The organism is Amycolatopsis iheyensis, assembly GCF_024703995.1.
In the GTDB taxonomy this organism is placed as follows: Bacteria; Actinomycetota; Actinomycetes; order Mycobacteriales; family Pseudonocardiaceae; genus Amycolatopsis; species Amycolatopsis iheyensis.
The window spans coordinates 38,118-60,494 of record NZ_JAMXQV010000019.1; the positions used below are offsets into that span (position 1 = coordinate 38,118).

The 22,377-nt window shown below is 73.6% G+C and carries 21 protein-coding genes; 13 read left to right on the plus strand and 8 right to left on the minus strand.

The features are described from left to right. Positions 1–39: 39 nt before the first annotated feature. Positions 40–918, plus strand: coding sequence for an alpha/beta hydrolase (locus M8542_RS31610; RefSeq protein WP_257923945.1), 879 nt, complete (start codon positions 40–42; stop codon positions 916–918). Beyond that, positions 915–1,754, plus strand: coding sequence for a nuclear transport factor 2 family protein (locus M8542_RS31615; protein WP_257923946.1), 840 nt, complete (start codon positions 915–917; stop codon positions 1,752–1,754). Before M8542_RS31610 ends, M8542_RS31615 begins: the two co-directional genes overlap by 4 nt. 60 nt (positions 1,755–1,814) lie before the next feature. Here the strand turns inward: M8542_RS31615 and M8542_RS31620 are convergent, their stop codons facing one another. Together M8542_RS31620 and M8542_RS31625 are read right to left on the minus strand one after the other, a co-directional pair. Next, positions 1,815–2,327, minus strand: coding sequence for a VOC family protein (locus tag M8542_RS31620; protein ID WP_257923947.1), 513 nt, complete (start codon positions 2,325–2,327; stop codon positions 1,815–1,817). Positions 2,328–2,398: 71 nt separating this feature from the next. Further along, positions 2,399–3,865, minus strand: a complete 1,467-nt coding sequence (locus M8542_RS31625) for an FAD-dependent monooxygenase (RefSeq protein ID WP_257923948.1) — start codon at positions 3,863–3,865, stop codon at positions 2,399–2,401. 227 nt (positions 3,866–4,092) lie between these two features. Between M8542_RS31625 and M8542_RS31630 the strand changes: the two genes are divergently transcribed. Genes M8542_RS31630 through M8542_RS31650 form a run of 5 tightly spaced genes read left to right on the plus strand, consistent with a single transcriptional unit; the run spans position 4,093 to position 8,885 of the window. Further along, entirely contained in the window at positions 4,093–5,535 is a 1,443-nt protein-coding gene (locus M8542_RS31630; RefSeq protein ID WP_257923949.1) for an ankyrin repeat domain-containing protein, read from the plus strand. A gap of 19 nt (positions 5,536–5,554) precedes the next feature. Further along, complete coding sequence (locus tag M8542_RS31635; protein ID WP_257923950.1) at positions 5,555–5,863, plus strand: muconolactone Delta-isomerase; 309 nt, start codon at positions 5,555–5,557, stop codon at positions 5,861–5,863. Positions 5,864–5,884: 21 nt separating this feature from the next. Next, positions 5,885–7,087, plus strand: coding sequence for a tryptophan 2,3-dioxygenase (locus tag M8542_RS31640; RefSeq protein ID WP_257923951.1), 1,203 nt, complete (start codon positions 5,885–5,887; stop codon positions 7,085–7,087). Then, the gene (locus M8542_RS31645; RefSeq protein WP_257923952.1) at positions 7,084–8,043 is read left to right on the plus strand and encodes a methyltransferase; all 960 of its coding nucleotides are present in this window, start codon (positions 7,084–7,086) and stop codon (positions 8,041–8,043) included. Before M8542_RS31640 ends, M8542_RS31645 begins: the two co-directional genes overlap by 4 nt. Further along, on the plus strand, positions 8,040–8,885 hold the full coding sequence (locus M8542_RS31650) for an alpha/beta hydrolase (RefSeq protein ID WP_257923953.1): 846 nt from the start codon (positions 8,040–8,042) through the stop codon (positions 8,883–8,885). Before M8542_RS31645 ends, M8542_RS31650 begins: the two co-directional genes overlap by 4 nt. Positions 8,886–8,969: 84 nt before the next feature. Here the strand turns inward: M8542_RS31650 and M8542_RS31655 are convergent, their stop codons facing one another. From M8542_RS31655 to M8542_RS31670, 4 genes are read right to left on the minus strand one after another with little or no spacing between them, the layout of a single operon-like run. Further along, positions 8,970–9,698, minus strand: a complete 729-nt coding sequence (locus M8542_RS31655; protein ID WP_257923954.1) for a tryptophan 2,3-dioxygenase family protein — start codon at positions 9,696–9,698, stop codon at positions 8,970–8,972. Further along, on the minus strand, positions 9,698–10,633 hold the full coding sequence (locus M8542_RS31660; protein WP_257923955.1) for a diiron oxygenase: 936 nt from the start codon (positions 10,631–10,633) through the stop codon (positions 9,698–9,700). The genes M8542_RS31655 and M8542_RS31660 overlap by 1 nt, the downstream gene beginning before the upstream one ends. After that, on the minus strand, positions 10,630–11,832 hold the full coding sequence (locus M8542_RS31665) for an aminotransferase class I/II-fold pyridoxal phosphate-dependent enzyme (RefSeq protein ID WP_257923956.1): 1,203 nt from the start codon (positions 11,830–11,832) through the stop codon (positions 10,630–10,632). The genes M8542_RS31660 and M8542_RS31665 overlap by 4 nt, the downstream gene beginning before the upstream one ends. After that, a complete protein-coding gene (locus tag M8542_RS31670) occupies positions 11,832–12,626 on the minus strand; it encodes an SDR family NAD(P)-dependent oxidoreductase (RefSeq protein WP_257923957.1) in 795 nt (264 codons plus the stop codon). The genes M8542_RS31665 and M8542_RS31670 overlap by 1 nt, the downstream gene beginning before the upstream one ends. Positions 12,627–12,804: 178 nt before the next feature. Here M8542_RS31670 and M8542_RS31675 point away from each other — a divergent pair, with 178 nt between their 5' ends. Further along, positions 12,805–13,491: an EthD domain-containing protein gene (locus M8542_RS31675; RefSeq protein WP_257923958.1), complete on the plus strand. Its 687-nt coding sequence runs from the start codon at positions 12,805–12,807 to the stop codon at positions 13,489–13,491. A gap of 71 nt (positions 13,492–13,562) precedes the next feature. Further along, positions 13,563–14,720: an amidohydrolase family protein gene (locus tag M8542_RS31680; RefSeq protein WP_257923959.1), complete on the plus strand. Its 1,158-nt coding sequence runs from the start codon at positions 13,563–13,565 to the stop codon at positions 14,718–14,720. A gap of 130 nt (positions 14,721–14,850) precedes the next feature. Here M8542_RS31680 and M8542_RS31685 read toward each other — a convergent pair whose 3' ends face one another. Next, on the minus strand, positions 14,851–16,323 hold the full coding sequence (locus tag M8542_RS31685; protein ID WP_257923960.1) for an MFS transporter: 1,473 nt from the start codon (positions 16,321–16,323) through the stop codon (positions 14,851–14,853). 69 nt (positions 16,324–16,392) lie between these two features. On the opposite strand from M8542_RS31685, the gene M8542_RS31690 reads away from it, so the two are divergent. After that, positions 16,393–17,229: a helix-turn-helix domain-containing protein gene (locus M8542_RS31690; protein ID WP_257923961.1), complete on the plus strand. Its 837-nt coding sequence runs from the start codon at positions 16,393–16,395 to the stop codon at positions 17,227–17,229. Between the two features lie 156 nt (positions 17,230–17,385). On the opposite strand, the gene M8542_RS31695 is transcribed toward M8542_RS31690, so the two are convergent. Beyond that, a complete protein-coding gene (locus M8542_RS31695; protein ID WP_257923962.1) occupies positions 17,386–19,020 on the minus strand; it encodes an NAD(P)/FAD-dependent oxidoreductase in 1,635 nt (544 codons plus the stop codon). Positions 19,021–19,229: 209 nt separating this feature from the next. Between M8542_RS31695 and M8542_RS31700 the strand changes: the two genes are divergently transcribed. The 3 genes from M8542_RS31700 to M8542_RS31710 are packed head-to-tail and all read left to right on the plus strand — an operon-like array spanning position 19,230 to position 22,335. Then, positions 19,230–20,054 (plus strand): type 1 glutamine amidotransferase domain-containing protein, encoded by an 825-nt coding sequence (locus M8542_RS31700; RefSeq protein ID WP_257923963.1) that lies wholly within the window; start codon positions 19,230–19,232, stop codon positions 20,052–20,054. Positions 20,055–20,080: 26 nt separating this feature from the next. Next, positions 20,081–21,697, plus strand: a complete 1,617-nt coding sequence (locus M8542_RS31705; RefSeq protein WP_257923964.1) for a thiamine pyrophosphate-binding protein — start codon at positions 20,081–20,083, stop codon at positions 21,695–21,697. 5 nt (positions 21,698–21,702) lie between these two features. Beyond that, positions 21,703–22,335, plus strand: coding sequence for a DJ-1/PfpI family protein (locus M8542_RS31710; protein WP_257923965.1), 633 nt, complete (start codon positions 21,703–21,705; stop codon positions 22,333–22,335). Positions 22,336–22,377: the final 42 nt, after the last annotated feature.

Genomic DNA, 22,377 nt, shown 5'->3' on the forward strand with positions numbered 1-22,377 from the left:
CCGCCACTCCCGACTTCGCCCGGCGATCGGAGAAGCGGCATGAACGTCCAGCGCGTCGAATTCCCCTCCGCCGGTGAAACCCTCGTCGGCGACCTCCACCTCCCCACCTCGACCTCGCATCCGCTCGCCGTGGTCGTGGCCGGGTCGTGGACCACCGTCAAGGAGCAGATGGCCGGGCGGTACGCCCGCGGCCTCGCCCAGCGTGGCTTCCCCGCGCTGGCCTTCGACTTCCGCGGGCACGGCGACTCCGGCGGCCACCCACGCCACGCCGAGCTCCCCGCCGCCAAGGTCGCCGACCTCCGGGCGGCCGCCGCCTTCCTCCGGCGGGCGACCGGTGCCGCGCACGTCGGCGGGGTCGGGGTCTGTGCCGGCGCCGGGTACCTCGCCACGGCCGCCGACGCCCTCGACACCCTGGTCATGGTCGCGCCCTGGCTGCACGACGCCACCCTCGTCGGCGACGTCTACGGCGGCGAAACCGGGCTCGCCGAACGGATCCGGCGTGGCGCGCAGGCCCAGGCGGAGTTCGACCGCACCGGCGTCGTCCGGTACGTCCCGGCCGTCAGCCTCACCGATCCCGCCGCCGCGATGTGCGGGCCCTTCGGCTACTACCTCGACCCGTCCCGCGGCGCGATCCCGCAGTGGCCCAACCGGTTCGCCGAGCTTTCGTGGCCGCACTGGCTGGGCTTCGACGCGATCGCCGCCGCGCCCGCCGTCACCGTGCCCGTCACGATCGTGCACAGCGAAGACGCGGCGCTCCCCGCCGGCGTCCGGAAGTTCGCCGCCCTGCTCGGTGGATCGTCCACAGTGTACTGGCAGGCCGGCACGCAGTTCGACTTCTACGACGACGAACCCACCGTCGACGCGGCGCTCGACCTCGCCGCGGCGCACCTGGCCACCGGGAGTGAGGAGCACGGATGAACGCGACTGACCGGCTGGACGTGATCGAGGCGTGCGACCGGTTCGGCTGGTACGCCGACCGCCGGGACTGGGCCGCGATGACCGATCTCCTGGCCGACGAAGTGTGCCTGGACTACCGCGCGCTGCACGGCGGCGACGCCGCGACCGTGACCGGCGCCGCCGCGGTGGCCGGCTGGACGACCGAGTTCGCCGCCTTCCGCACCACCCAGCACCTCATCGGCAACCACGTCGTCGCGCTCGAGGGCGACACCGCCACCTGCGACGCCCAGGTCCAGGCAACGCACGTGCCCGCCCACGGCGGCCCGCCCTGGGTGCTCGGCGGCCACTACCGGATGCGGCTGCGGCGCGCCGGCGCCGGCTGGCGCATCGCGGCCGTCACCTTCACCCCCGACTGGCAGACCGGCGTCGTGCCGTCCGCCGGCGAGGCCGGCAGCACCCGCGCCACCGCGCAGGCGTGGTTCGACCGGGTCTGCGACGGTGCCGTCGCCGAGGCCGCGGACCTGCTCGGCGACGACGTCGAGTGGGTCAACTTCGTCGGCGTGCCCGGGCACCACGACTGCATGCCGTGGATCGGCACCTACCACGGCCCGGCCGCCGTGCTGGCCAGCTTCGAGGCGTTCACGTCGGTCTGCGACGTGCGGCACAAGGAGCTGCGCCGCCTGGTCGTCGACGGCGACCAGGCGGTCGGCGTCGTGCACGAGAAGGGTGTCGCGCGCGGCACCGGGGTGGCGTTCGAGATCGAGTACGTCGAGACGCTGACCGTGCGCGACGGCCGGATCGTGCGCTGGAAGTCCTACACCGACCCGTGCTCGATCATCCGCGCGCTGCGGTTCTGAACCCTGGCACACGAAAGAGCGGGCGGCCCCAGGGGGACCGCCCGCTCTTCCGCGTGCCGGCTACGCCGAGGCGCCGGCCGCCGTGGCGGTCCGGTCAACCGCCACCACCGGGCTCAGCTGCTGGTACAGCTCGATCAGCTCGCCGCCGGGACCGCGGACGAACGCGACCCGCACCTCCATCTCCGGCTCGCCGTTGATGAACACCTGGGTCGGCGCGCCGTCCCAGTCCTCGATCGGGAACGCGGCGCCGCCCGCGCCGAGGCACTTGGTGTAGGCCTCGTCGACGTCGTCGACGATCAGCGCGATGTGCTGCAGCGGCCCGGAAATCGACGTCACGTCGTCGCGGCCGCCGGGGAACAGCTCGATGTAGGTGTGCCCGTCCAGCTCGACGTAGACGCCCCGGTCGCAGTAGAGCACCTGACCGGTGTCGCTGGTCGTCTTCGACCATTCGTACGTCTTCGCGAAGCCGAGCCCGTCGCGGTAGAAGCGCAGGGACTCGTCGACGTCCTTGCAGAGGATCGCGACGTGCATCAGCGTGGCCGAGCCGGGCGGGCGGGACCAGGGTGCCGACATGGGACTACCTCCTCGGTTGGGTACTTCCATCGGGGTGGGGCGAACCGGGGACCCGGGACCGGGCACCGGGGTCAGGACCGCCGCAGCCAGGCGGCGAGGCCGGCGGGCAGGGTCGCCGCGTCCGCCGCGTCGGCGGTCAGCGCGACGTAGCCGTCCGGGCGGACCAGCGTGGCGTGGCCGGCGTCGTCGGCGGGCAGCACGGTGATCGGCGTGGCACTCGCCTCCGCGGCCTCCTTGACCGCGACGGCGTCGGCCGCGGGCGGGATGACCAGCGTCCAGCCGATGCCGGGCGCCATCCCGCGCCGGGGCGCCACGCGGCGGCCGGGGCCGGGCTGGTGCGGGCCGTCCTCGCCCGGGTAGCCGACGTGCAGCCCGGCCAGCCGGGTGGCCAGCCAGGAGCGGAACGCCGGCAGCGCGGACACCGAGTCGAGCACGTCGTTGCGCAGCCCGATGCTCGACGGCAGCGTCTGGGTGGAGATCTCGGTCAGCGTGCCGGTGAACCCGAGCACGCCGGCCGCGACCGGGCGCCGCTCGGCGTCGTAGGTGTCCAGCAGCGCGGGGGACGCGGTGCCGTCGAGCACCGCGCCGAGCTTCCAGGCCAGGTTCAGCGCGTCCTGGACCCCGGTGTTGAGGCCTTGGCCACCGACCGGGCTGTGCACGTGCCCGGCGTCGCCGACGAGGAACACCGGGCCCTTGGCGAAGGTGTCGGCGAGCCGCTCGTGGACCCGCCAGTTCGACGCCATCTTCACTTCGCGCACCCGCCCGCCCGCCGCGCCCGGGCCGCGCGTGTCGATGACCTCCTGGACGTCCTCGCGGGTCGGCACGCCGGCGTCGTCGCCGACCAGCGCCACCACGCGGTAGAGGTCGCCGGGGATCTTCGCGACCGCGCCGAGTCCGCGTGGGGAGAAGTAGAACGTGACGACCTCGTCCTCCGGGCCGTGCCAGTCCATGGTGACTTCGGCCAGCATGAACGTCTGAGGGCGCTGCCCGCCGGGGAAGCCGACGCCGATCCGGTCGCGCACGACGCTGTGGATGCCGTCGGCGCCGATGACGTACCGCGCGTCGATGGCTCGCACCACACCGGAAGAGTCCACAATGGACGCGGTGCTGCCGGGGAACGTCTCGCGCAGGTCGAGCAGCGACGTACTGCGGTGCACGACGCCGCCGAGCTCGGCGTAGCGAGCGGCGAGCACGTCTTCGGTGGTCATCTGCGGGATGCTCAACGCGTACGGATAGGGCGTGTCCAGCTCGGCGAACGGGATGGACAGCAACACCTTTTCCGCGTCGCGGACGGTGAACGTGCGGCCCGGGATCGACCGGGCCACCAGCTCGTCGGCGACCCCGATCGCGGCCAGCGACTCCAGCGTGCGCACGTGCACCGCGGACGCCCGCGAGTGCGGCGCGGGGCCGGTCGCGCGGTCGATGACCACGTGGTCGATCCCGAGGGTGCGCAGCGCGCAGCCCATCGTCAGGCCCACCGGTCCGGCGCCGACGACGAGCACGTCGGTGGTGCGGGGCAGTTCTGGGGACAGGGACATGTCGGCTCCTCAAAGCGCTCACCCGGGGCCACCGCGGTGGCCGGCGACCCCTCCAGCGTCGAGCCGGACCGGTTGGCGGGCAAGGGCGAATGCACGGAGTAGCGCCTCCGCACCCGACTTCGGATAGTGCGCGGCGGCGGCTTGCCGGGTGGGGTATCGGGACGGTGTCCTGGAAGCCGGAAGGGCCTGACACACCACAGTAGACACAACCGGCCGAAGGATCTCTCATGGCGGACAGCACGCAAACCCGTGCGGTGGTCACGAAACTGTTCTCCGACGTCGCGTCGGGCAATGTCGAGGGCGTGCTCGCCGCGCTCTCCCCGGCGATCGTCTTCGACCTGCCCGGCAACGAGTTCAACACGATCGTGCCCAACCTGCGCGTGTGGCGGGGCAAGGACGAGGTGCTCGAGGCGTTCCGGCTGCGCACCCTCTACGCCGACGTCACGGAGTTCGAGCAGCGGCAGATGGTGGTGGAGGACGACCGCGCGTTCGTCGTCAACTACCAGAAGCTCAAGCACCACGAGACCGGGATGGAGGTGGACTTCGAGTTCGCCATGGTCCTGACCGTCGGTGACGACGGCCTGGTGACGCACTGGCGCGCGTTCTTCGACGCCAGCCCGGAAATCGCGTTGTTCCGCTCCGACATCGACGACCGGCTGGTCGCCGCCGTCCGCGCCGGTGACCGCGCGCAGGTGAAGCAGCTGGTCCGCGACGGCGCCGACCCGAACCGGCGCGACCCGGTGACCGGGCTGACCACCTTCCTGCTCGCGGCCGGGCTCGGCGACGCGGGCGTGGTGCGCGAGCTGGTCGACGGCGGCGCCGACGTGTTCACCACCGACAGCCGCGGCGGCGCGACCGCGCTGCACAAGGCCGTCCAGCGCGGCGACCTGGCCACCGTGCGGGCGCTCGTCGACGCGGGCGCGTTCGTGGACGCGGTCGCCGCGACCACCGGGCACACCCCGCTGATGGACGCGCTCTGGTACAAGTGGCCGGCCATCACCCGGTACCTGCTGGAGCTCGGCGCGGGCGTCAACCTCTCGACGCACTACGGCTTCTCGATGAAGGAGCACTTCGAGTACGAGCTGAACGTCAACAAGCTCGGCAAGGAGAAGCTCCTCGAAGCCGAGCAGGCGCTGAAGGCGCGCGCGAAGGCCGACGAGGACGCGGTCGCCGCCCAGCGGCTGATGGCCGCGGTGACCACGGGCGACGTCGAGGGCGTGCGGTCGCTGATCGCCGCCGGCGCCGACGTCGACGCGCGGCACCCGGTGCTCAACGGCTTCAACGACCAGCACACCCCGCTGCTGGTCGCCGCGCGCGACGGGCACGCGGAGATCGCGGCGCTGCTGCTGCGCGGCGGCGCGGACGTCAACGCGACCGAGCCGACCTTCGGCGCCAGCCCGCTGCACAAGGCCGTCTACAACGGACACGCGGCGATCACCTCGGCGCTCGCGTCGATCCCCGGCGTCGACCTGGACTACCAGGGCGCGACCAACGGCTACACCGCGCTGCACGACGCGCTCTGGCACGGCTACGACGACTGTGCGTCGATCCTGCTCGACGCCGGCGCCCGCGTCGACGTCGAAGGCCACGACGGCAAGACCGCGCTCGACATCGCCACCGAGGTCTTCGGCGCCGGGCACGAACTCACCTCCCGCATCCGTTCGCGGTGACCAGAAGGGACGCACGCGCATGTTGTTCTACGTGCAGATGAAGTGGAACCACGAAGGCCGGATCACGCTCGACGAGCTGTGGGACGTGGAGGCCGACGAGGCCGAGCACGCCCAGGAGACCGTCGACTCCGGCTTCTGCGTCGGGATCTGGAAGGTGGCCGCGCAGAAGCGGGTCATCGCGATCATCGACTCGCCGGACGCCGAGGAGCTCGACCGGACCGCGCTCGGCCGGCTGCCGATGCGGGAGTACCTCGAGTTCGAGGTCGTCTGGCCGCTGCGGGACTACCTCGGCTTCGCCGAAGACGTCAAGAAACGGTACGACGTCTGAGTTTCGCGGAAGGCGGGGAGCATGATGGCAGCATTCGGCTTCGGGGCCTGGCCCGACGAGCCCGGCGTCGGCGGGATCGGCGAGGCCGCGGCGCGGGGGAGTGACCGGCACGCGGCCGCCGCGGCGGTGCGTCGTTGGCTGGCCGGGTGTCCGGGGCGGATCGGAGCATCCGCCGTGGCCGGGTTTCCGTTCGCCCCGGTGCTGCGGCACTACCGGGCGGCCGGGCGCGGCTACGCCGGCGACGAGCTGGGCACGCTGCTGCGCACCGTCCACAGCGGACTGCCCGGCGGCGGGGCCGCGCGGCTCGCCTGGCCGCTGCCGGACTGGCTGCCGTGCCCGCTCGATCGGGCCGGCGGCGGCTACGACGGCTACCTGGCGCTGCCGCTGCTGGAGAGCCCGGCCGGCGCCGACCTGCCCCCGCACCGGGCGGCGGCCGACCTGCTGCGGGCGCTGGCCGCGGACCTCCTCGCGCTGGAGGTCCGCGCGCTCGGCGCCCGGCCCGGCCGGGCGGAGCGGCAGCGGGTGCGCGCGTGTCTCGGGGTGCTGGCGCGGCTGCTGGACACCGACGTCGCGCTGCCGTCCCCGGCTTCGGACGAGGACCTCGCCGACCTCGCCGAGGTCTGGGTCGCCGAGGCGCTCGAACCGGTGGCGGCGCGCGTGCGGGTCGTCACCGAGCTGTCGCTGCTGCCGATGACCCCGCTGCACGACGAGCAGATGTTCCTGCGTTGCCTCCAGCTGTTCGAGACGCTGTACCGGCGGATCGGCGACGCCCTGGTGGCCGCGCGGGACGCGCTCGTGCGGCGCGCCGTCGACCGCGCGCGGGTGCTCGTCGCCGAAGCGGTGCGGCTGCTCGCGTTGTCGCCACCGCTGCACCGGGTGGTCACCACGATGCCGCCGGCGGTGTTCGCGGTGATCCGGGCGCACACGGGTGGCCGCAGCGCGGTGCAGTCACGGGGGTACCGGCGGATCGAGGACGTGTCCGCCGGCTTGCAGGACGCTGTGGTGCGGCTGGGCGAGAGCGCGACGTCCGGGGTGCGGGCGGAGCTGGCCCGGCTCGACGAGGCGTGGTGCGCGATGAAGCGGACGCACTGGGGGATCACCTTGAAGATCATCGGCACGGCTCCCGGCACCGGCGGCACGAGCGGCGCGGACTACCTGCGCCAGGCCGCCGCGGTGCCGCTGTTCCCGGCGCTCGCCGCCCGGCCGCTGCGAGTCGGCGCGTGACCGGCTACGCGGACGTGCGCCGGATGATCCTGGGCGGCGTGCTGGCCCAGGCGATCCACGCGGTGACCGAGCTGGGCGTCGTCGACCGGCTGGCGGCGGGCCCGGCCACCGCGGCCTCGCTCGCGGCGGACCTCGGTCTCGCGCCGGACGCGCTGACGCGGTTCCTGCGTGCCCTGGCCGGCGAGGGGCTTTTCGTTGCCGTGTCGGGAAAGTACGCGCTGACCGCGGCCGGGGAGCTGTTGCGCTCGGACGTCCCGGGATCGCTGCGGCACCTGTCGCGGCTGATGACCGGCGAGGCGTACCGCGTCTGGGAGCGGGCGCCGGAGAGCCTGCAAACCGGGGAACCGGCGTTCGAGGCCGAGTTCGGCGCGCCGCTGTTCGACTGGCTGGCCGCCCGGCCGGACCGGCAGGCGGAGTTCGCGGCGGCGCAGGCGGGGCTGGTCGAGCGGCGGCTGGAGCCGCTGCTGGCCCGGTCGTGGGACGGCGTCGGGCACGTCATCGACGTCGGCGGTGGCGACGGGACGCTGGTGCGCGCGCTGCTGGCGGCCCATCCCGGGTTGCGGGGCACGGTGTTCGACCGGCCCGGCGTGCCGTTCGACGTGCCCGGGGCGCGGTTCGTGGGCGGGGACTTCTTCACGTCGGTGCCACCGGGTGGCGACGTCTACGTGCTGTCCCAGATCCTGCACGACTGGGACGACGAGCGGGCGACGCGGATCCTGCGGACGTGCCGCGCGGCGATGTCCGCGTCGGCGCGGTTGCTGGTGCTGGAACAGGTGGTGCCGGAGGACGGCGGGCCGCATCCGGCGCACCTGCTGGATCTGCACATGCTGGTGTTGCTGGGTGGTCGCGAGCGCACGGAGGCGGCGTGGCGGGGTTTGCTGGCGGCGGGTGGGTTCGAGCTGCGCGCGGTGACGCACGGCGAGCGGGCTTCGGTGCTCGAGGCGGTGCCGGCGTGACGACGGCGGAGCGGGCTTACCTCGATCGGGAGTTCTCGCCCAGCCGGCTGGTGCCCGACATCGGCCACTACCTCCGGGAGTACAGCGCACGCAGTGCCGAAGCCCGCGCGGCCTTCGCGCACCGCACCTTGCGCTACGGCACCGCCGCGCCCGAGCTGCTCGACTTCTTCCCCGTGCCGGGCGCCGCCGCCGCGCCGCTGATGGTCTTCGTCCACGGCGGGTTCTGGCAGGAGTCCGGACGGGAGCAGGCCGCCTTCACCGCGTCGGGCTTTCTCGAGCGGGGGGTCGCCTACGCCGCGCTCGGGTACGGGCTCGCGCCCGCGCACCGGCTCGACGGGATCGTCGCCATGGTCCGGCGGGCTGTGCGGCTGCTCGCGCGAACCGCGCCCGTCCTCGGCGTCGACCCCGCGCGGATCCACCTCGCCGGCAGCTCCGCCGGGGCACACCTGGCCGCGATGGCGCTGGGCGACCCGCACGTCGCCGGGGTCAGCCTGCTCAGCGGGATCTACGACCTCGAGCCGATGACCGGGTCCTACGTCAACGAAGCGCTGGGCCTCACCCGGGCCGAAGCGCGCCGGCTCAGCCCGCTGGGGCGGCTGCCACGCGGGCTCCCGCCGATCGTGCTGGCGCGCGGCGAGCACGAGACCGGCGAGTTCATCCGCCAGCACAACGCGATGTCGGCGGCCCTGACCGCGGCCGGCGGTGACGTCACCGACCTCGTCATCGCCGGCCGCACCCACTTCGACGTGCCGTACGACCTCCCCGACCCGACGACACCGCTGGGTGCCGCAGTGGCCCGCCAACTCGCCGCCGGGCGTACGGTCCCCGCGGCGAGGGAGTAGCGCGGCACTTTCATACCGAAAGTGCCGACCTGGGAGCGGCACTTTCATACCGAAAGTGCCGGGGTGGCGCGTTCGGGGGTGGGGTCAGAGGCGTGCTCGCAACTCCCACAGCTCCGGGTAGAACCGCTCCTGCGGCCGGCCGCTGAGGTGCGCGGCCCCCGTTGTCCCGCCCGTGCCCCGCCGGCGGCCGATCTGGCGTTGCACCGTCAGCAAGTGCCGGCCCTGCCACGCCGCCCAGGCCTGGTCGTGGGCCACCAGTGCCTCGCTCAAGTCCCACAGCTCGTCCCGCGCCGCCGCGATCCGGGCGTACGCCGCGAAGCGCTCTTCCTCCGTCGTGACCGCGAAACCCGCCTTCGACAGCACCGCCAAGTAGCCGTCCCACAGCGTGGGCTCCGTGTATCGGCGGCGCAGGCGGGTCCGCTCGGCCGGGGTGTGCCACGGCCGGTCGAACCGGCCGTCGTCAACCGCCCCCGACAGCAGCGTGATCTCGCGGAACTGCGCCGACTGGCCACCGTTGCCCGTGCCCAGCGCGCCGCGGAACCGGGCGAAGTCCTGCGGGGCCAGGGTGTCGAGGACGTCGAACTGGCCCAACAGCATCCGCTGCACCGCCACCACCCGCGTCAGCCGTTCGCGCGGGGCGCGCGACTCGCCGCGCAGCATCAGGTCCCTGGCCTCCTCCAGCTCGGCCAGCAGCTGCTTGAACCACAGCTCGAACGCCTGGTGCACGACGACGAACAGCAGCTCGTCCCGCGCCCGCGCCCCCTGGAGGTCCAACAGCGCCGGCAGCCGGAGGTACTCGCCGTAGCCCGGCATCAGGCCTCCCCGCCGGTCAGCAGGCCGTGCGCGGCGAAGACGTCCACCGCGCCCGGCACCTCGAACACCCCGGCCGACGCGCACATCCGCAGTGCCGCGCGGCAGATCGCGCGGACCCGTTCGTCGCCGGTCTCGCCGCGGTAGCAGTTGTCGACCACCGCGGCCGCGGCCGGCGCGTCCAGCCCCGCCAGGCGCAGTGACGAGCGCACCGGCTCGACGTCCCAGACCAGGCAGCTCTTCAGCAACGCGGGCAGCGCGAACGCGACCGCCGTCCGGGCGCCGGTGTCGAGGCCGTGCCACAGCTCGTGGAAGAACGCCGTGAAGAACCGGTGGTGGCGTCCCTCGTCCTTCGCGTGGTCGCGGACCAGGTCGCGGACCGTCGTGACGACGCCGGTGTCGGCCGGCACCTCGTTGAGCACGCTGGTGATGAGCGTTTCGAACACCACGGTCTGCAGCAGCGGCGCGAGCGCCGGGTGCGCGGGCAGGGTCCGGGCCGCGGTGTCGGCGAGCCGGGTGACGAACCCGCCGTAGTCCCAGCGCGGAACGGCGATCCCGGTCGTCGCCGCGACCTGGTCGGCCAGGTCGAGGCTGTAGAGCGAGTGGTAGCCCTCGTCGCAGTACACCTTGAAGGCGTCGAGCCGGGTCCGCGCGGCCACCGGGACGCCGCAGCGGTCGTTCGCGATCAGCTCGGCGCCGCGGTTGACGACCCGGGTCTCGAGGTGCGTGGTGGACAGCAGGAACTGGTACAAGTGCCGCACGGCCAGCTCCCGCCGCCGCCCGGCCGGCAGCGCGACGACCGCCTCGTGCGCCAGGTACGGCACCAGCCGCTCCGGGAAGAACACCTTGCCGTCGTCGGACTCGTCGTGCAGCAGCCGCCGGACGCCGCCGCGCACGCCCGCGGACTCGTACCAGGCGTCGAGCGGGCCGCGGCTCATCGCGGGCTCCGGGGCAGCGCGCCGAGCCGCCGGACGGCCTCGCGGACCAGGGCGGCGTCGGTGGCGAAGCAGAGCCGGAACCAGCCGGGTTCGGGCGAGCCGAACGCCGAGCCGGGCAGGATGTTCACCCTGGTCGTGTCGAGCACGCGCCGCCACAGCTCGTCGTCGGTCGCGGCGCCCAGCCACGCGCGCAGGTCCACCCACACCGAGAAGCCCGCGTCCGCCGGCACGTGCGGGATGCCCGCCCCGGCCAGCGCGGCCTCGACGTTCGCGTACGCCGCCGCCAGCCGGGCACGGCCGGTCGTGAGGAGGTCCCGCACGCCCGTCTCGTCCGCGAGGAGGCCGGTGAGCAGGGCCTGGGTGTCACTCGACACCGGCGCGAAGTACGCGAGGGCCCGCGCCGCGGCGAGGACGTCCGGGTCCCGGCTGCACAGCACCCCGGCCTTGAGCCCCGGCAGCCCGAAGTCCTTGGCGAAGCCCCACACCACGTGCACCCGCGGCCCGCCGCCGAGCACGCTGGTGAACGGCTCGGCCCCGAACACCGAGCCGGCGTAGATCTCGTCGGCGACGACGTCGAGGTCGTGCCGCGCGGCGACGGCGAGCAGCTCGCGCAGCACCACGGCCGGGTGCACCCGGCCGGTCGGGTTGTCCGGCGACGTCAGCACCAGCGCCCGGACGCGCTCGCCGCGACGCCGCGCGGCCACCACGGTCTCCTCGACGGCGGCCGGGTCGAGCCGGAAGCCCGCCCGCATCGGCGCCGCGACGAGCCGCGCGCCGGAGCGGGCGGTCAGCACGACGTCGAGCGCGCCGTAGTAGGGCGCGGGCACCACGAGCGCGTCGCCGGGGTCGCACAGGACGGTGGCGGCGATGTCGAGCGCGGCGCTGGCCCCGCCGACGACGACCAGGTCGTCCGGGCCGACGTCGGCGCGGGCTTGCCGGGCCAGGTGCGCGGCGGTGGCTTCCCGCAGCTTGCGCGTGCCGTGCGGCGGGCCGTACCGGACGTCGGCCGGGGCCAGCCGGCGCGGCGCGGTGACGTGGGCGACCAGCAGGTCCCAGACCAGCCGGTTCTCCGCGGTGCCGAGGTTGAGGAAGCCGCCGGGGTTCGCGACGGCGTTGAAGGGATCGGCCTCCGCGCGCAGGTGGGCGGCGGCGATCGCGGGTGCGTGCCCGGCCAGCGCGGCCGCTCGTTTCGCGACCATCAGCAGCCTGCTTCCGGGCCGGTGACGAGGCCGGGGTGGACGCCGAGACCGCGGGAGGCGTCGAGCACCGCGCCGTGCAGCAGCGTGGCCGGTTCTTCGCAGAGCCACCAGGCCAGTTCGGCGAGTTCGGCCGGGTCCAGGAGCCGGCCGCCGGGGAGGCGGCCGGTCAGCTCCGCCAGCTGTCGTTCGTCCAGCGCGTCCAGCAGGCTGGCGCGCAGCATCGGCGTGTGCGTCGCGCCGGGGCAGAGCGCGAACACGTGGACCGGGTCGTGCACCAGCTGGGCGGCCAGGTGCCGGGTCAGGTAGGCCAGCGCGGCCTTGCTCATCCCGTCCGCGACCTCGAACGCCGGGAACGTCGCGACGGCGCCGCCGACGCTGCAGACGTTGACGATCTTGCCGTAGCCGCGCTCCAGCATGGCCGGCAGCAGCGCCCGGATCATCCACAGTGGACCGACGCTGTTGATGCGCAGGAACGCCTCGTCGCGCAGCTCGACCGGGCCGTCCACACAGGACTCGACGGTCTTGGTCCCGACGGCGGCGTTGTTGACCAGGACGTCGACCGGGCCGTGCACGCGTTCCAGCAGCCGGCGATGGCTCTCGGCGTCGCCCTGGTCGAGCTCGAACGCCTCCGCCTTTCCGCCGGACTCGGCCACTTCGGCGACCAGCCGCGCGGCCGCGTCCGGATGGGACCGGTAGGTGAACCACACCCGGTCGCCGGCGCGCGCGAACCGGCGCACCATCGCCTCGCCGAGGCCGCTCGAGCCACCGGTGACGAGCACTCCACGTCCAGCCATACCCCGGATCTTCCCGGCCCGGCCGCGGCGACCGCACCGATCCGGTGGCTACTTCGTGCGGTCACCCGGCCGACTTGCGGGAGTGCGGCCGGCGGCCGCGCGGCCCCTTGCCGCCCGCGCGCGCCGCGCGGTGCCATGGGATCCGGTCGCAGCACGCGGATCGACAAGGGAGCACCGCATGATCCACCAACTGATCTTCGCCCACCCCAAGCCGGGGATGAGCGAGCAGGAGTTCCAGCGCTACTGGGTCGAAGAGCACGCGGTCCGGTACGCCGCCAAGATCCCGCAGATCAGGAAGTACCTGATCGACACCCGGATCCCGTTCGGGCCGGAGCCCGAAGACCCGATGTGGAGCGGGATCGCGGAGATCTGGCTGGCCAACGACGAGGAGCAGCTGGCCTCCCTGCAGACCGACGAGTTCCTCAACGGCGCGCGGCTGGACGAGCCGCGCTGGGCGGCCTTCTGGCGGTCGGTCGTGCTCGACACCGACGCCCACGAGGTCGTGCCCGGCCCGGCCGACGCCGGTGGCGTCAAGCTGGTCCAGCTGGTGAAGCGGCGCGAAGGGCTGCCGCTGGCCGAGTTCCGCGAACGGCTGCGCGGCAAGTACGCCGACCTCGCCGCCGAAGTCCCCGGCCTGCGCCGGTACCTGCAGGGCACCACCCGCGACGGGTACTACGGCGTCGGCGAGGCCCTGCTCGACGCGGCGCAGCAGCTGTGGTTCGACGACACCAACGCACTCGCCGAGGCGGTCGCCTCGCCCGCCTACCAGCGGGCGCACGAGGAGCTGCTGTCCATCGTGGAGCCGCGGTACGTGCACGAGATGGTCGTGCGCGAGAACTGGATCATCGGCCCCGAGCCGCGCTGAGCTCGTCGTCACCCCGGCCGCCGTCCCCGCGTGGGGCGGCGGCCGTCGGTCTGTCCGGAGGAGGTTTCCCCTTGCTGTTCCGTGACTTCCGCGTGTTCGACGGCCACCGCGTCCGGCGGGCGAGCGTGCTGGTCGAAGGCGGCCGGATCGCCGCGGTCGGTGACCTCGCGGTGTCCGATGTGGACGTCGTCGAGGGGTGCGGCCGGACGCTGCTGCCCGGCCTGATCGACGCGCACGTGCACATCACCCGGCCCGGGCTGCGGCACGGCTTCGCCTTCGGCGTCACGACTCAGCTGGACATGTTCGCGGACCCCGTGCTCCTGCGGGAAATCCGCGCCGAAGCGGCGAGCGGCGGGCCGGTGTCGGACGTCTGCTCGGCGGGGATCGGCGCCACCGCGCCGGGCGGGCACCCGGCCCAGCTCGTCCACCACGGGCTGTTCGGCACGTTCCCCACCCTCGGCTCGGCGGCGGACGCGCGGGTGTTCGTGGCGGCCCGGCTGGCCGAGGGGTCGGACTACGTCAAGGTGTTCGCGTCGTCGGTGCCGGGGGAGGGCCACCTGCCGGCGTTGTCCCCGGCGGCCGTCGCGGCGGTGATCGCGGCCGCGCACTCGCACGGCGTGCCGGCGGTGGTGCACGCGCTCGACGCCGGATCCGCGCTGGCGGCCGTCCGAGCCGGGGCGGACGGGCTGGCGCACCTGCCGTTCGACCGGCCACTCGGACGGGAGTTCATCGCGGGGCTCGCGGCGCGCGACGCGTTCGTGGTGCCGACGCTGACCGTCCTGGAGTCGTTCTGCGGGCGGGCCGAGCCGGAGCGCACCGGTGCGTTGTCCCCGGCCGCGCTGGCCACCCTGGCGACGCCGATGGTGCCGGCCCCGGTGGCCGGCTACGCGGCCGAGCACGCGGCCCGCGCGGTGGCCCCGCTGGCGGCGGCGGGGGTGTGCGTGCTGGCCGGGACGGACGCGGGCGCGCCGGGCACCGCGCACGGGCTGAGCCTGCACCGGGAACTGGCACTGCTGGTGAAGGCCGGTCTGACCCCGGCGGCCGCGCTCACGGCGGCAACGTCGGCGCCGGCGCGGCGGTTCGGGCTCGCCGATCGGGGTGAGGTCGCGGTGGGGAAGCGGGCGGACCTGGTGGTGGTCGATGGTGATCCGCTGGCGGACATCCGGCTGACGCGGCGGGTGGTAGCGGTGTGCCGGGAAGGTGTGCTGCACGAGGTGGCTGGGGCGTAGGCCGGGCGGGTGGCGGGCTGCCGTAACAAGGTGGCCCGAGCGCAGGCCCGCCCGGAACCCCTTGCGGCAGAGCACAAGGAAGCGCCCGCCGGTCCCTGGGGAGACCGACGGGCGCGGGCTTGAGGGTGGATCAGTCGTTCACACCGGCGGTGACCGGCGCCGCCGTCGCCGTCGCGGTTTGCCGGCCGCGCAAGAAGATCGTCGCCACCAGCGCGCCGAACAGGGCGATCAGGCCCGCCGTCAGCAGGCCCGCGTGGAGCCCGCCCGTGGTCGCCGACACCGTGGTGCCCGAACCCTGCAGGCTCGCCGTGCGGGCCGTCACCACCGCCGCCAGCACCGGGAGCCAGACCGCGCTGCCCAGCTGCTGGGCCGTCTGCGCCAGACCGCCCGCCAGGCCCTGCTTGTCGTTCGGAAGACCCGACGTCACCGTGATGTTGAACGCGATCACCGCCGTCACGTGGCCGAAACCGAGCCCGATGTTCGTCACGATCAGCAGAGCGAAGTCGCCGCCTTCGGGCAGCAGGGTCATCAGGCCCGTCGCCACCGCCTGCAGCAGCAACCCGCAGACCAGCGCGCGCGGCACGCCGAGGGCGCCGATCACCTTGTTGCCGATCAGGCCGCCGATCACCGCCGAACCACCCAGCGGGATCAGGGACAGCCCCGTGCGCAGCGGGCTCCAGCCCAGGACGTCCTGCATGTACAGCGTTTCGAGGACGGTCGCGCCACCGCACATGCCGAACGTGATGAACCCGGCCAGGCCGCCCCACTTCACCGACCGGCGGCGCAGGACGTCCAGCGGTGCCAGGGGAGCCGGGTGCCTCGACTCGGCGAAGAGGAACAAGCCCAGGAGCACGACCCCGCCGGCCAGGGTGCCGATCGTCGCCGGGCTGTCCCAGCCGGCGCTGTCGCCGGTCGAGATGCCGTAGACGAGCGACAGGATGCCCGCGGTGGCGAGGACCGCGCCGGGGACGTCGAGCCGGGCCGCGTTGGCGTCCTTGCTCTCCTCCAGCAGCGCCAGCGCCGCGACGAACACGATCGCGCCGATGATCGCCAGCAGCAGCATCGTCCAGCGCCAGCTCAGCGCGCCGGTGATGATCCCGCCGCTGATCACCCCGACGATGAAGCCGAGCATGAGCACCGCGCCGTTGACGCTGAGCGCCTTCTGGCGTTCCGGGCCCTCGCGGAACGACGTCGTCAGCAGCGACATCGCCGCCGGGCCGACCATCGCCGCGCCGATGCCCTGGCCCGCGCGGGCCAGGATGAGCAGCCACGGCGTGTCCGCGAGCCCACCGGCCAGCGAGAACACCGTGAACAGCGCCACGCCGATGAGGAACAGCCGACGGCGGCCGAACAGGTCGGACGCCCGCCCGAACAGCAGCAGGAACCCGGCGATGAACAAGATGAAGGCCGTCATCACCCACTGCAGGTCCGCGGTGGACGAGAAGCCGAGGTCACGCCCGATGGTGGGCAGGGCCACGCTGACGATCGAGAAGTCGAGCGCGACCATGAACTGCGATGCGCAGAGCATGATGAGCACGAGCCAGCGCCGGGCGCCGAAGCGCGTGGGCGGGCTCGGCCGGGATTCGGATGCGTCAGTAGCCATGGCACCAGCCTGGGGCACGCGTCGCGCGCGTGGAGAGCCTGAACCAGTCGTGGTATTGGCAGTACCAGCATGAGCCGGTTCTGGCTGCCCGTCGCGCGCGCCCGCATGCTGGGGCGAGGCCGCGCCCTCGCGCCCCGCCGTCCCCTGCCGTCCTCCGAGAAGGAGAAAGCCATGCACGCACTCGACGTCGCCGCGGCGACCGAGGACCCGATCCGCCGGATCCCGTCCGGCTTCATGCTCGGCACCAAGACCCTCGCCCGCGGCGCGGAGCTGGGGTTCGTCGAGTCGGACTTCTACTTCGTCGGCCGCGGCGGGGTGCTGGGCGACGTCGACTCCGACGTCGTCGCGGCGGGCTTCACGTTCGTCAACGCCGAGTCGCTGCGGGTGGTGTGGGAACGCAGCCGCGACGTCCTGCCGCGCCGGGAGGCGTCGGTCGAGTTCGCGGTGTGCGCGGCGGACTGGGCCCAGGAGCACATCCCGGACGAGTTCGACGCGGCCCGCCTCGCCGAGCTGCTCGACCCGGTGGTCGCCGCGGCGACCCCGGAGCTGGCCCCGGTGTTCGCCGGCTGGCGTGCCCTGGACGTGCCGGCGGAGCCGAAGGCGCACGCGCTGCACCAGCTGAACGTCCTGCGCGAGCTGCGCGGCGCGCGGCACATGGTGGCCGTGCTCGCGGGCGAGCTGGCGCCGCAGGACGCGCTGCGCTACCACTCGCCGTCGGTGATCTGGGACCTGTTCGGCTGGCCGGGCCAGCTGGACGCCTCTCGCGTCCGCCAGGTCGGCAAGCGCTGGCAGAGCGCGATCGACGTGACGAACCAGCTGCTGGCCCCGGTGTTCGACGTGCTTTCGGACGCCGAACGCGGCGAGCTGGTGACGCTGCTGCAGTACCTGCTGACCGTCACGTCCTGACCCGCCCTGGCCCAAGCGCCCCAATGTGGCCTTCGGTGCGTCAGACGCACCGAAGGCCACATTGGGTGCGTTGAATGGGCACTGCGGCGCGGAGCGCCTCCGTTGAGGGTGGTGGTGGGGGCATCGGTGGAGCAACCAAGGCCACATTGGGGCGCTTCAGAGGTCCGCGCGGTAACGGTGGATGAGCGACGCCGCCATCGCGCCCTCGCCCACCCCCGCCGCGATGCGCTTCACCGAGTTCGCCCGGGCGTCTCCCGCCGCGAACACGCCCGGCATGCTCGTCTCCAGCAGGAACGGGCGGCGCGGCAGGTCCCAGCCCGCCGGCGGGTCGGCCAGGTCCGGCCCGGTCAGGAGGAAGCCGTGCTCGTCGCGGGTCACCGCGTCCGCCAGCCACGTCGTGCGGGGGCGGGCGCCGATGAACGTGAACAGGTACTCCGCGTCCTCTGTGGACACCCGGCCGGTGCGGCGGTCGCACAGCGTCAGGCGGCGCAGGCGCTCGTCGCCGTCGACCGCCACCACCGTGGTGTCCAGCCGGACGTCGATCGCCGGGTGGCGGCGGATCTCGTCGACCAGGTAGCGCGACATGCCCGCCGCCAGGTCGGACCCGCGCACCAGCACCGTGACCGCCGACGCGTGTTCGGCGAAGTGCAGGGCCGCCTGGCCGGCCGAGTTCGCGCCGCCGACGATCCAGACGTGCCGTCGCGCGCACGCCGTCGTCTCCGAGGTCGTGGCGCCGTAGTAGATCCCGGCGCCTTCGAACCGCTCCGCTCCCGCCGCGGTCAGGCGCTCGTAGGCCAGGCCGGTCGCCAGCAGCACCGTGCCCGCGGTGACCTCCCGGCCGTCCGAGAGCCCCAGCACCCGGGCCCGGCCCGCCGCCCGCAGCGCGACCGCCGACACCGGCGCCAGGATGTCGGCGCCGAACCGGCGGGCCTGCGCCACCGCGCGCCGGGTGAGGTCGGCGCCCGACACCCCCGACGGGAAGCCCAGGTAGTTCTCGATCCGGCTCGACGTCCCGGCCTGCCCGCCCGGCACGTAGGCGTCGACCAGCAGCGTGCTCAGCCCTTCGGACGAGCCGTAGACGGCCGCCGCGAGGCCGGTCGGGCCGCCGCCGACGATCACCGTGTCGTAGTGCGGCCGGTCCGCCGCCGCGGCGAGGCCGAGCACCTCGGCCAGTTCCTGGTGCGTGGGGCGGGAAAGCCACGTCCCGTCGGGCAGGTCGACGCGCGGCCAGACCGCCCCGGGCGCGTCTTCGCCGGTGACGTCGACGAAGCGGAACGGCTGCTGGTGACGCGTGAGGAAGTCGCGCACCCGGTGCGTGGCCGGCGCGAACGGGTGCCCGAGGACGCGGATCCCGCCGTAGGGCGGGCAGTACGCCGCCTCCCACGACGCGAGCAGGTCGTCGAGCACCGGGTAGAGCCGCTCCTCGGGCGGCTCCCACGGCTTGACGAGGTAGTGGTCCAGCCGCACCTCGTTGATCGCGGTGATCGCCACGGACGTGTCCGCGTACGCGGTCAGCAGCACCTTCTTCGCCGCGGGGAACCGATCCCTGGCCTCGGCGAGGAACTCGGTGCCGGTCATCTCCGGCATCCGTTGGTCCACCAGCAGCAACGCCGCTTCGGCGCCACGCTCGCGAAGCGTGTCCAGGATTTCCAGCGCGGCCCGCGGGGTGCCGGCGGCGAGCACGCGGTACCGGTCGCGGTAGCGGCCGAGGTCCCGCCGCAGCGCGCTGAGGACGGTCGGGTCGTCGTCCACGACCAGCAGGACGGGCGTGGACTGCTTGGCGGTCACCATGATCGCAGTGTCGCCGCCGCCGGGCGGGCACGCCGATGCCGACGTCACGAAGTCCGCCGAGGTACGCCCGAACCGACGTCCGCCGGCGACCCCGACTTGTCGAAGTGACCGCGCCACAAGGCTTTTTCCTGGCGACGCGGCGCGCGGGGTTGCTTCACTGGCTTCAGCCCGGTTTCCGGGAACTCACCAGCACCAGCACGGGAGTGCCGATGTCCAAGAAGATCCTGTACGTGCTCTCCGAGTACGGCTACTGGGGCGAGGAGCTGCTCGGCCCGGTGACGGCCACCGACGAGGCCGGCTACGAGAGCGTCTTCGCCACGCCGAACGGGAAGCGGCCGCAGGCGCTGCCGCCGAGCCTCGACCCCGGTTACGTCGACCCGCCGCTCGGCCGCTCGGTCACCACGCCCGAGGTCGCCGTCGCCGCGCGCGAGCTGGACGAGTCCGCGCGCCTCGACAACCCGCTGAGCCTGGCCGACCTGATCCCGGAACGGCCCTACAACAGCGAGCCCGGCTTCCTGCGGCTGATCGAAGCGTACTACCGTGAACTGTCCACTCTGGACGACGAGGTGCGCGGGTACGACGCGCTCGTGATCGTCGGCGGCAGCGGCCCGATCGTCGACCTGGCCAACAACGGCCGGCTGCACGAGCTGATCCTGGCCTTCGTGCGCGCGGACAAGCCGATCGTGGGGGAGTGCTACGGCGTCGCGCCGCTGGCCTTCGCCCGCGACTGGGAGGACCGCGAGAGCATCATCCGCGGCAAGCACGTCACCGGGCACTGCAAGGAGTACGACTACAAGGACGGCACCGGGTTCGTCGGCGTCGACTTCAACATGGGCCCGCCGCCGTACCCGCTCGAGTACATCCTCCGCGACGCCACCGGCCCCGACGGGCGCTACCACGGCAACGTCGGCAAGGAGACGTCGGTGATCGTCGACCACCCGTTCATCACCGCACGATCCACACCGGACTCGTTCCTCGCCGGGCAGAAGCTGGTCGAGGTGCTGGAACAGGGACTGCGCCGCTTCGGCTGGTGACCGGGTAACCAAGGAGGAGAAAAGCGATGACCGCACGCGCGGGCCGGGTGGCGATGTTCGAGCAGTTCGCCGCCGACGGCATCACCCGGATGTTCGGCAACCCGGGCACCGTGGAACAGGGATTCCTCGACGAGCTCGAAGCGTTCCCCGGCTTCGGCTACGTGCTGGGCCTGCAGGAGGCGGCGGTCGTCGGGATCGCCGACGGGTACGCCCGCGCCACCGGCGGGCCGGCGCTCGTCCAGCTCCACACGGGCGTCGGCCTCGGCAACGGGGTCGGCATGCTGTACCAGGCCATGCGGGGCCACTCGCCGCTGGTCGTCGTCGCCGGCGAGGCCGGGGTCCGCTACGACGCGCTCGACGCGCAGATGGCGGCCGACCTCGTCGCGATGGCGAAGCCGGTGACGAAGTACGCGACCCGCGTGCTGCACCCCGGCTCGCTGCTGCGGGTGCTGCGCCGCGCGGTGAAGATCGCGATGACCCCGCCGCGCGGCCCGGTGTTCGTGTCGTTGCCGATGGACGTGCTCGACGAGCTCACCACCGAGCCCGCCGTGCCCACCCGCGTGCCGACCCGCGCGGTGGTCCCGGTCGCGGCGGAGCTGGACCGGGCCGCGGCGCTGCTGGCCGCGGCCCGGCGGCCGATCGTGCTGCTCGGCGACGGCGTCTCGGTGTCCGGCGCCCAGGCCGAGCTGACCCGGGTGGCGGAGCTGCTGAACGCGCCGGTGTGGGGCGTCAACGACTCCGAGGTCAACATGGACGCGACGCACCCGCTCTACCGCGGGCAGCTCGGGCACATGTTCGGCACGCACAGCGCCGGGATCGTCGGGGACGCCGACGCGGTGCTCATCGCCGGGACCTACGTCTTCCCGGAGGTGTTCCCCGAGCTGGCCAGCCCGTTCGCGCCGGGCGCGAAGATCGTGCACGTCGACCTGGACGACTTCGAGATCGCGAAGAACTTCCCGGTCGACGTCGGACTGGTCGCCGACCCCAAGCCGACGCTGGCCGCGCTCGGCGACCTGCTCGCCGACGAGCTGCCCGACACCGGCTGGACCGACCTGGCCCGCGAACCCCGGCCCGCGCCGGAGATCACGGACGACAGCCCGCTGATCGAGCGGTTCGCCGCCGCGCTGGCCGCCCGGGCGGGCGCGGACCTCGTGGTCTTCGACGAGGCGCTGACCGCGTCGCCGGGCTTGGTCAGGCACCTGCCCCCGCGCACCCCGGGGAACTACTTCCTCACCCGCGGCGGCTCACTCGGCGTCGGCATCACCGGCGCCATCGGCGCCAAGCTCGCCCGCCCGGACGCCGAGGTCGTCGGCTTCACCGGCGACGGCGGCAGCATGTACACCCCGCAGGCGCTGTGGACGGCCGCGCGGTACGGCATCGCCGCCCGGTTCGTCATCTGCAACAACGGCCGGTACCGGCTGCTCGACCACAACCTCGACCAGTACCGGGCCGAACGCGGGCTCAAGGGGGACGGCTACCCGAGCGGGTTCCACCTGGGCGACCCCGAAATCGGGTTCGTCGAGCTCGCCGCGGCGCTGGGCGTCGACGGCGTCCGCGTCGCCAAGGCGTCCGAAGTGGACGACGCGGTCGAACGGATGCTGGCCGCGAACGGACCGTTCCTCGTCGACCTGGTGACGGGGTGAGCGCGATGAAGCAGTTCGTGCCGCGCGAAGGCGGCGTGCTCACCGGGCGGACGATCGCCATCCTGCTCGAGGCGGACTACGTCGAGCCGGAGCTGCACTACTACGAACGCCGGTTCGCCGAGGAGGGCGCCACCGTCCGGTGGCTCACCCGGCTCTGGGGCCAGGACTCGCTGACCTTCACCGGCCACGAGTACGGCCTCCCGGTGACCGTCGACGACGACCTCGAGCGGGTCGACGACGACACCCTCGCCGGGTTCGACGCGCTGATCGTGCCCTCGGGCATGGTCTCCGACCGGTTGCGCTACACCGAAGACGCGGCCCGGCTCGCACCGGCCGTCGACCTGCTGCGCCGCGCGTTCGGCATGCCGGGGGTGCTCAAGGGTGTGATCTGCCACGGCATGTGGCTGGTCTCGCCGATCCCGGAGCACGTGCGCGGCCGGCGGGTCACCGCCCACGTCAACCTGCTCGGCGACGTGCGCAACATGGGCGCGGTCTACACCGACCAGGACGTCGTCGTCGACGGCGACCTGGTCACCGCCCGCAGCGCCGACCACTGCCACCTCTTCGCCCGCGCGGTCATCGACCTCGTCGCGGCGCGGTCGGCCCGGCGCCCGCGCCGGTGGCGCCGCGCGGGCTGAGCAAGGCCAGAAGTTCCATCGGAAACCATGCCGCGGGAGCGC

Bases quoted from the DNA above. Each gene is read 5' to 3' on its own strand.
- M8542_RS31610 (WP_257923945.1), top strand. From the start codon at position 40: ATGAACGTCCAGCGCGTCGAATTCCCCTCCGCCGGTGAAACCCTCGTC.
- M8542_RS31615 (WP_257923946.1), top strand. From the start codon at position 915: ATGAACGCGACTGACCGGCTGGACGTGATCGAGGCGTGCGACCGGTTC.
- M8542_RS31620 (WP_257923947.1), bottom strand. From the start codon at position 2,327: ATGTCGGCACCCTGGTCCCGCCCGCCCGGCTCGGCCACGCTGATGCAC.
- M8542_RS31625 (WP_257923948.1), bottom strand. From the start codon at position 3,865: ATGTCCCTGTCCCCAGAACTGCCCCGCACCACCGACGTGCTCGTCGTC.
- M8542_RS31630 (WP_257923949.1), top strand. From the start codon at position 4,093: ATGGCGGACAGCACGCAAACCCGTGCGGTGGTCACGAAACTGTTCTCC.
- M8542_RS31635 (WP_257923950.1), top strand. From the start codon at position 5,555: ATGTTGTTCTACGTGCAGATGAAGTGGAACCACGAAGGCCGGATCACG.
- M8542_RS31640 (WP_257923951.1), top strand. From the start codon at position 5,885: ATGATGGCAGCATTCGGCTTCGGGGCCTGGCCCGACGAGCCCGGCGTC.
- M8542_RS31655 (WP_257923954.1), bottom strand. From the start codon at position 9,698: ATGCCGGGCTACGGCGAGTACCTCCGGCTGCCGGCGCTGTTGGACCTC.
- M8542_RS31660 (WP_257923955.1), bottom strand. From the start codon at position 10,633: ATGAGCCGCGGCCCGCTCGACGCCTGGTACGAGTCCGCGGGCGTGCGC.
- M8542_RS31665 (WP_257923956.1), bottom strand. From the start codon at position 11,832: ATGGTCGCGAAACGAGCGGCCGCGCTGGCCGGGCACGCACCCGCGATC.
- M8542_RS31670 (WP_257923957.1), bottom strand. From the start codon at position 12,626: ATGGCTGGACGTGGAGTGCTCGTCACCGGTGGCTCGAGCGGCCTCGGC.
- M8542_RS31675 (WP_257923958.1), top strand. From the start codon at position 12,805: ATGATCCACCAACTGATCTTCGCCCACCCCAAGCCGGGGATGAGCGAG.
- M8542_RS31685 (WP_257923960.1), bottom strand. From the start codon at position 16,323: ATGGCTACTGACGCATCCGAATCCCGGCCGAGCCCGCCCACGCGCTTC.
- M8542_RS31690 (WP_257923961.1), top strand. From the start codon at position 16,393: ATGAGCCGGTTCTGGCTGCCCGTCGCGCGCGCCCGCATGCTGGGGCGA.
- M8542_RS31695 (WP_257923962.1), bottom strand. From the start codon at position 19,020: ATGGTGACCGCCAAGCAGTCCACGCCCGTCCTGCTGGTCGTGGACGAC.
- M8542_RS31700 (WP_257923963.1), top strand. From the start codon at position 19,230: ATGTCCAAGAAGATCCTGTACGTGCTCTCCGAGTACGGCTACTGGGGC.
- M8542_RS31705 (WP_257923964.1), top strand. From the start codon at position 20,081: ATGACCGCACGCGCGGGCCGGGTGGCGATGTTCGAGCAGTTCGCCGCC.
- M8542_RS31710 (WP_257923965.1), top strand. From the start codon at position 21,703: ATGAAGCAGTTCGTGCCGCGCGAAGGCGGCGTGCTCACCGGGCGGACG.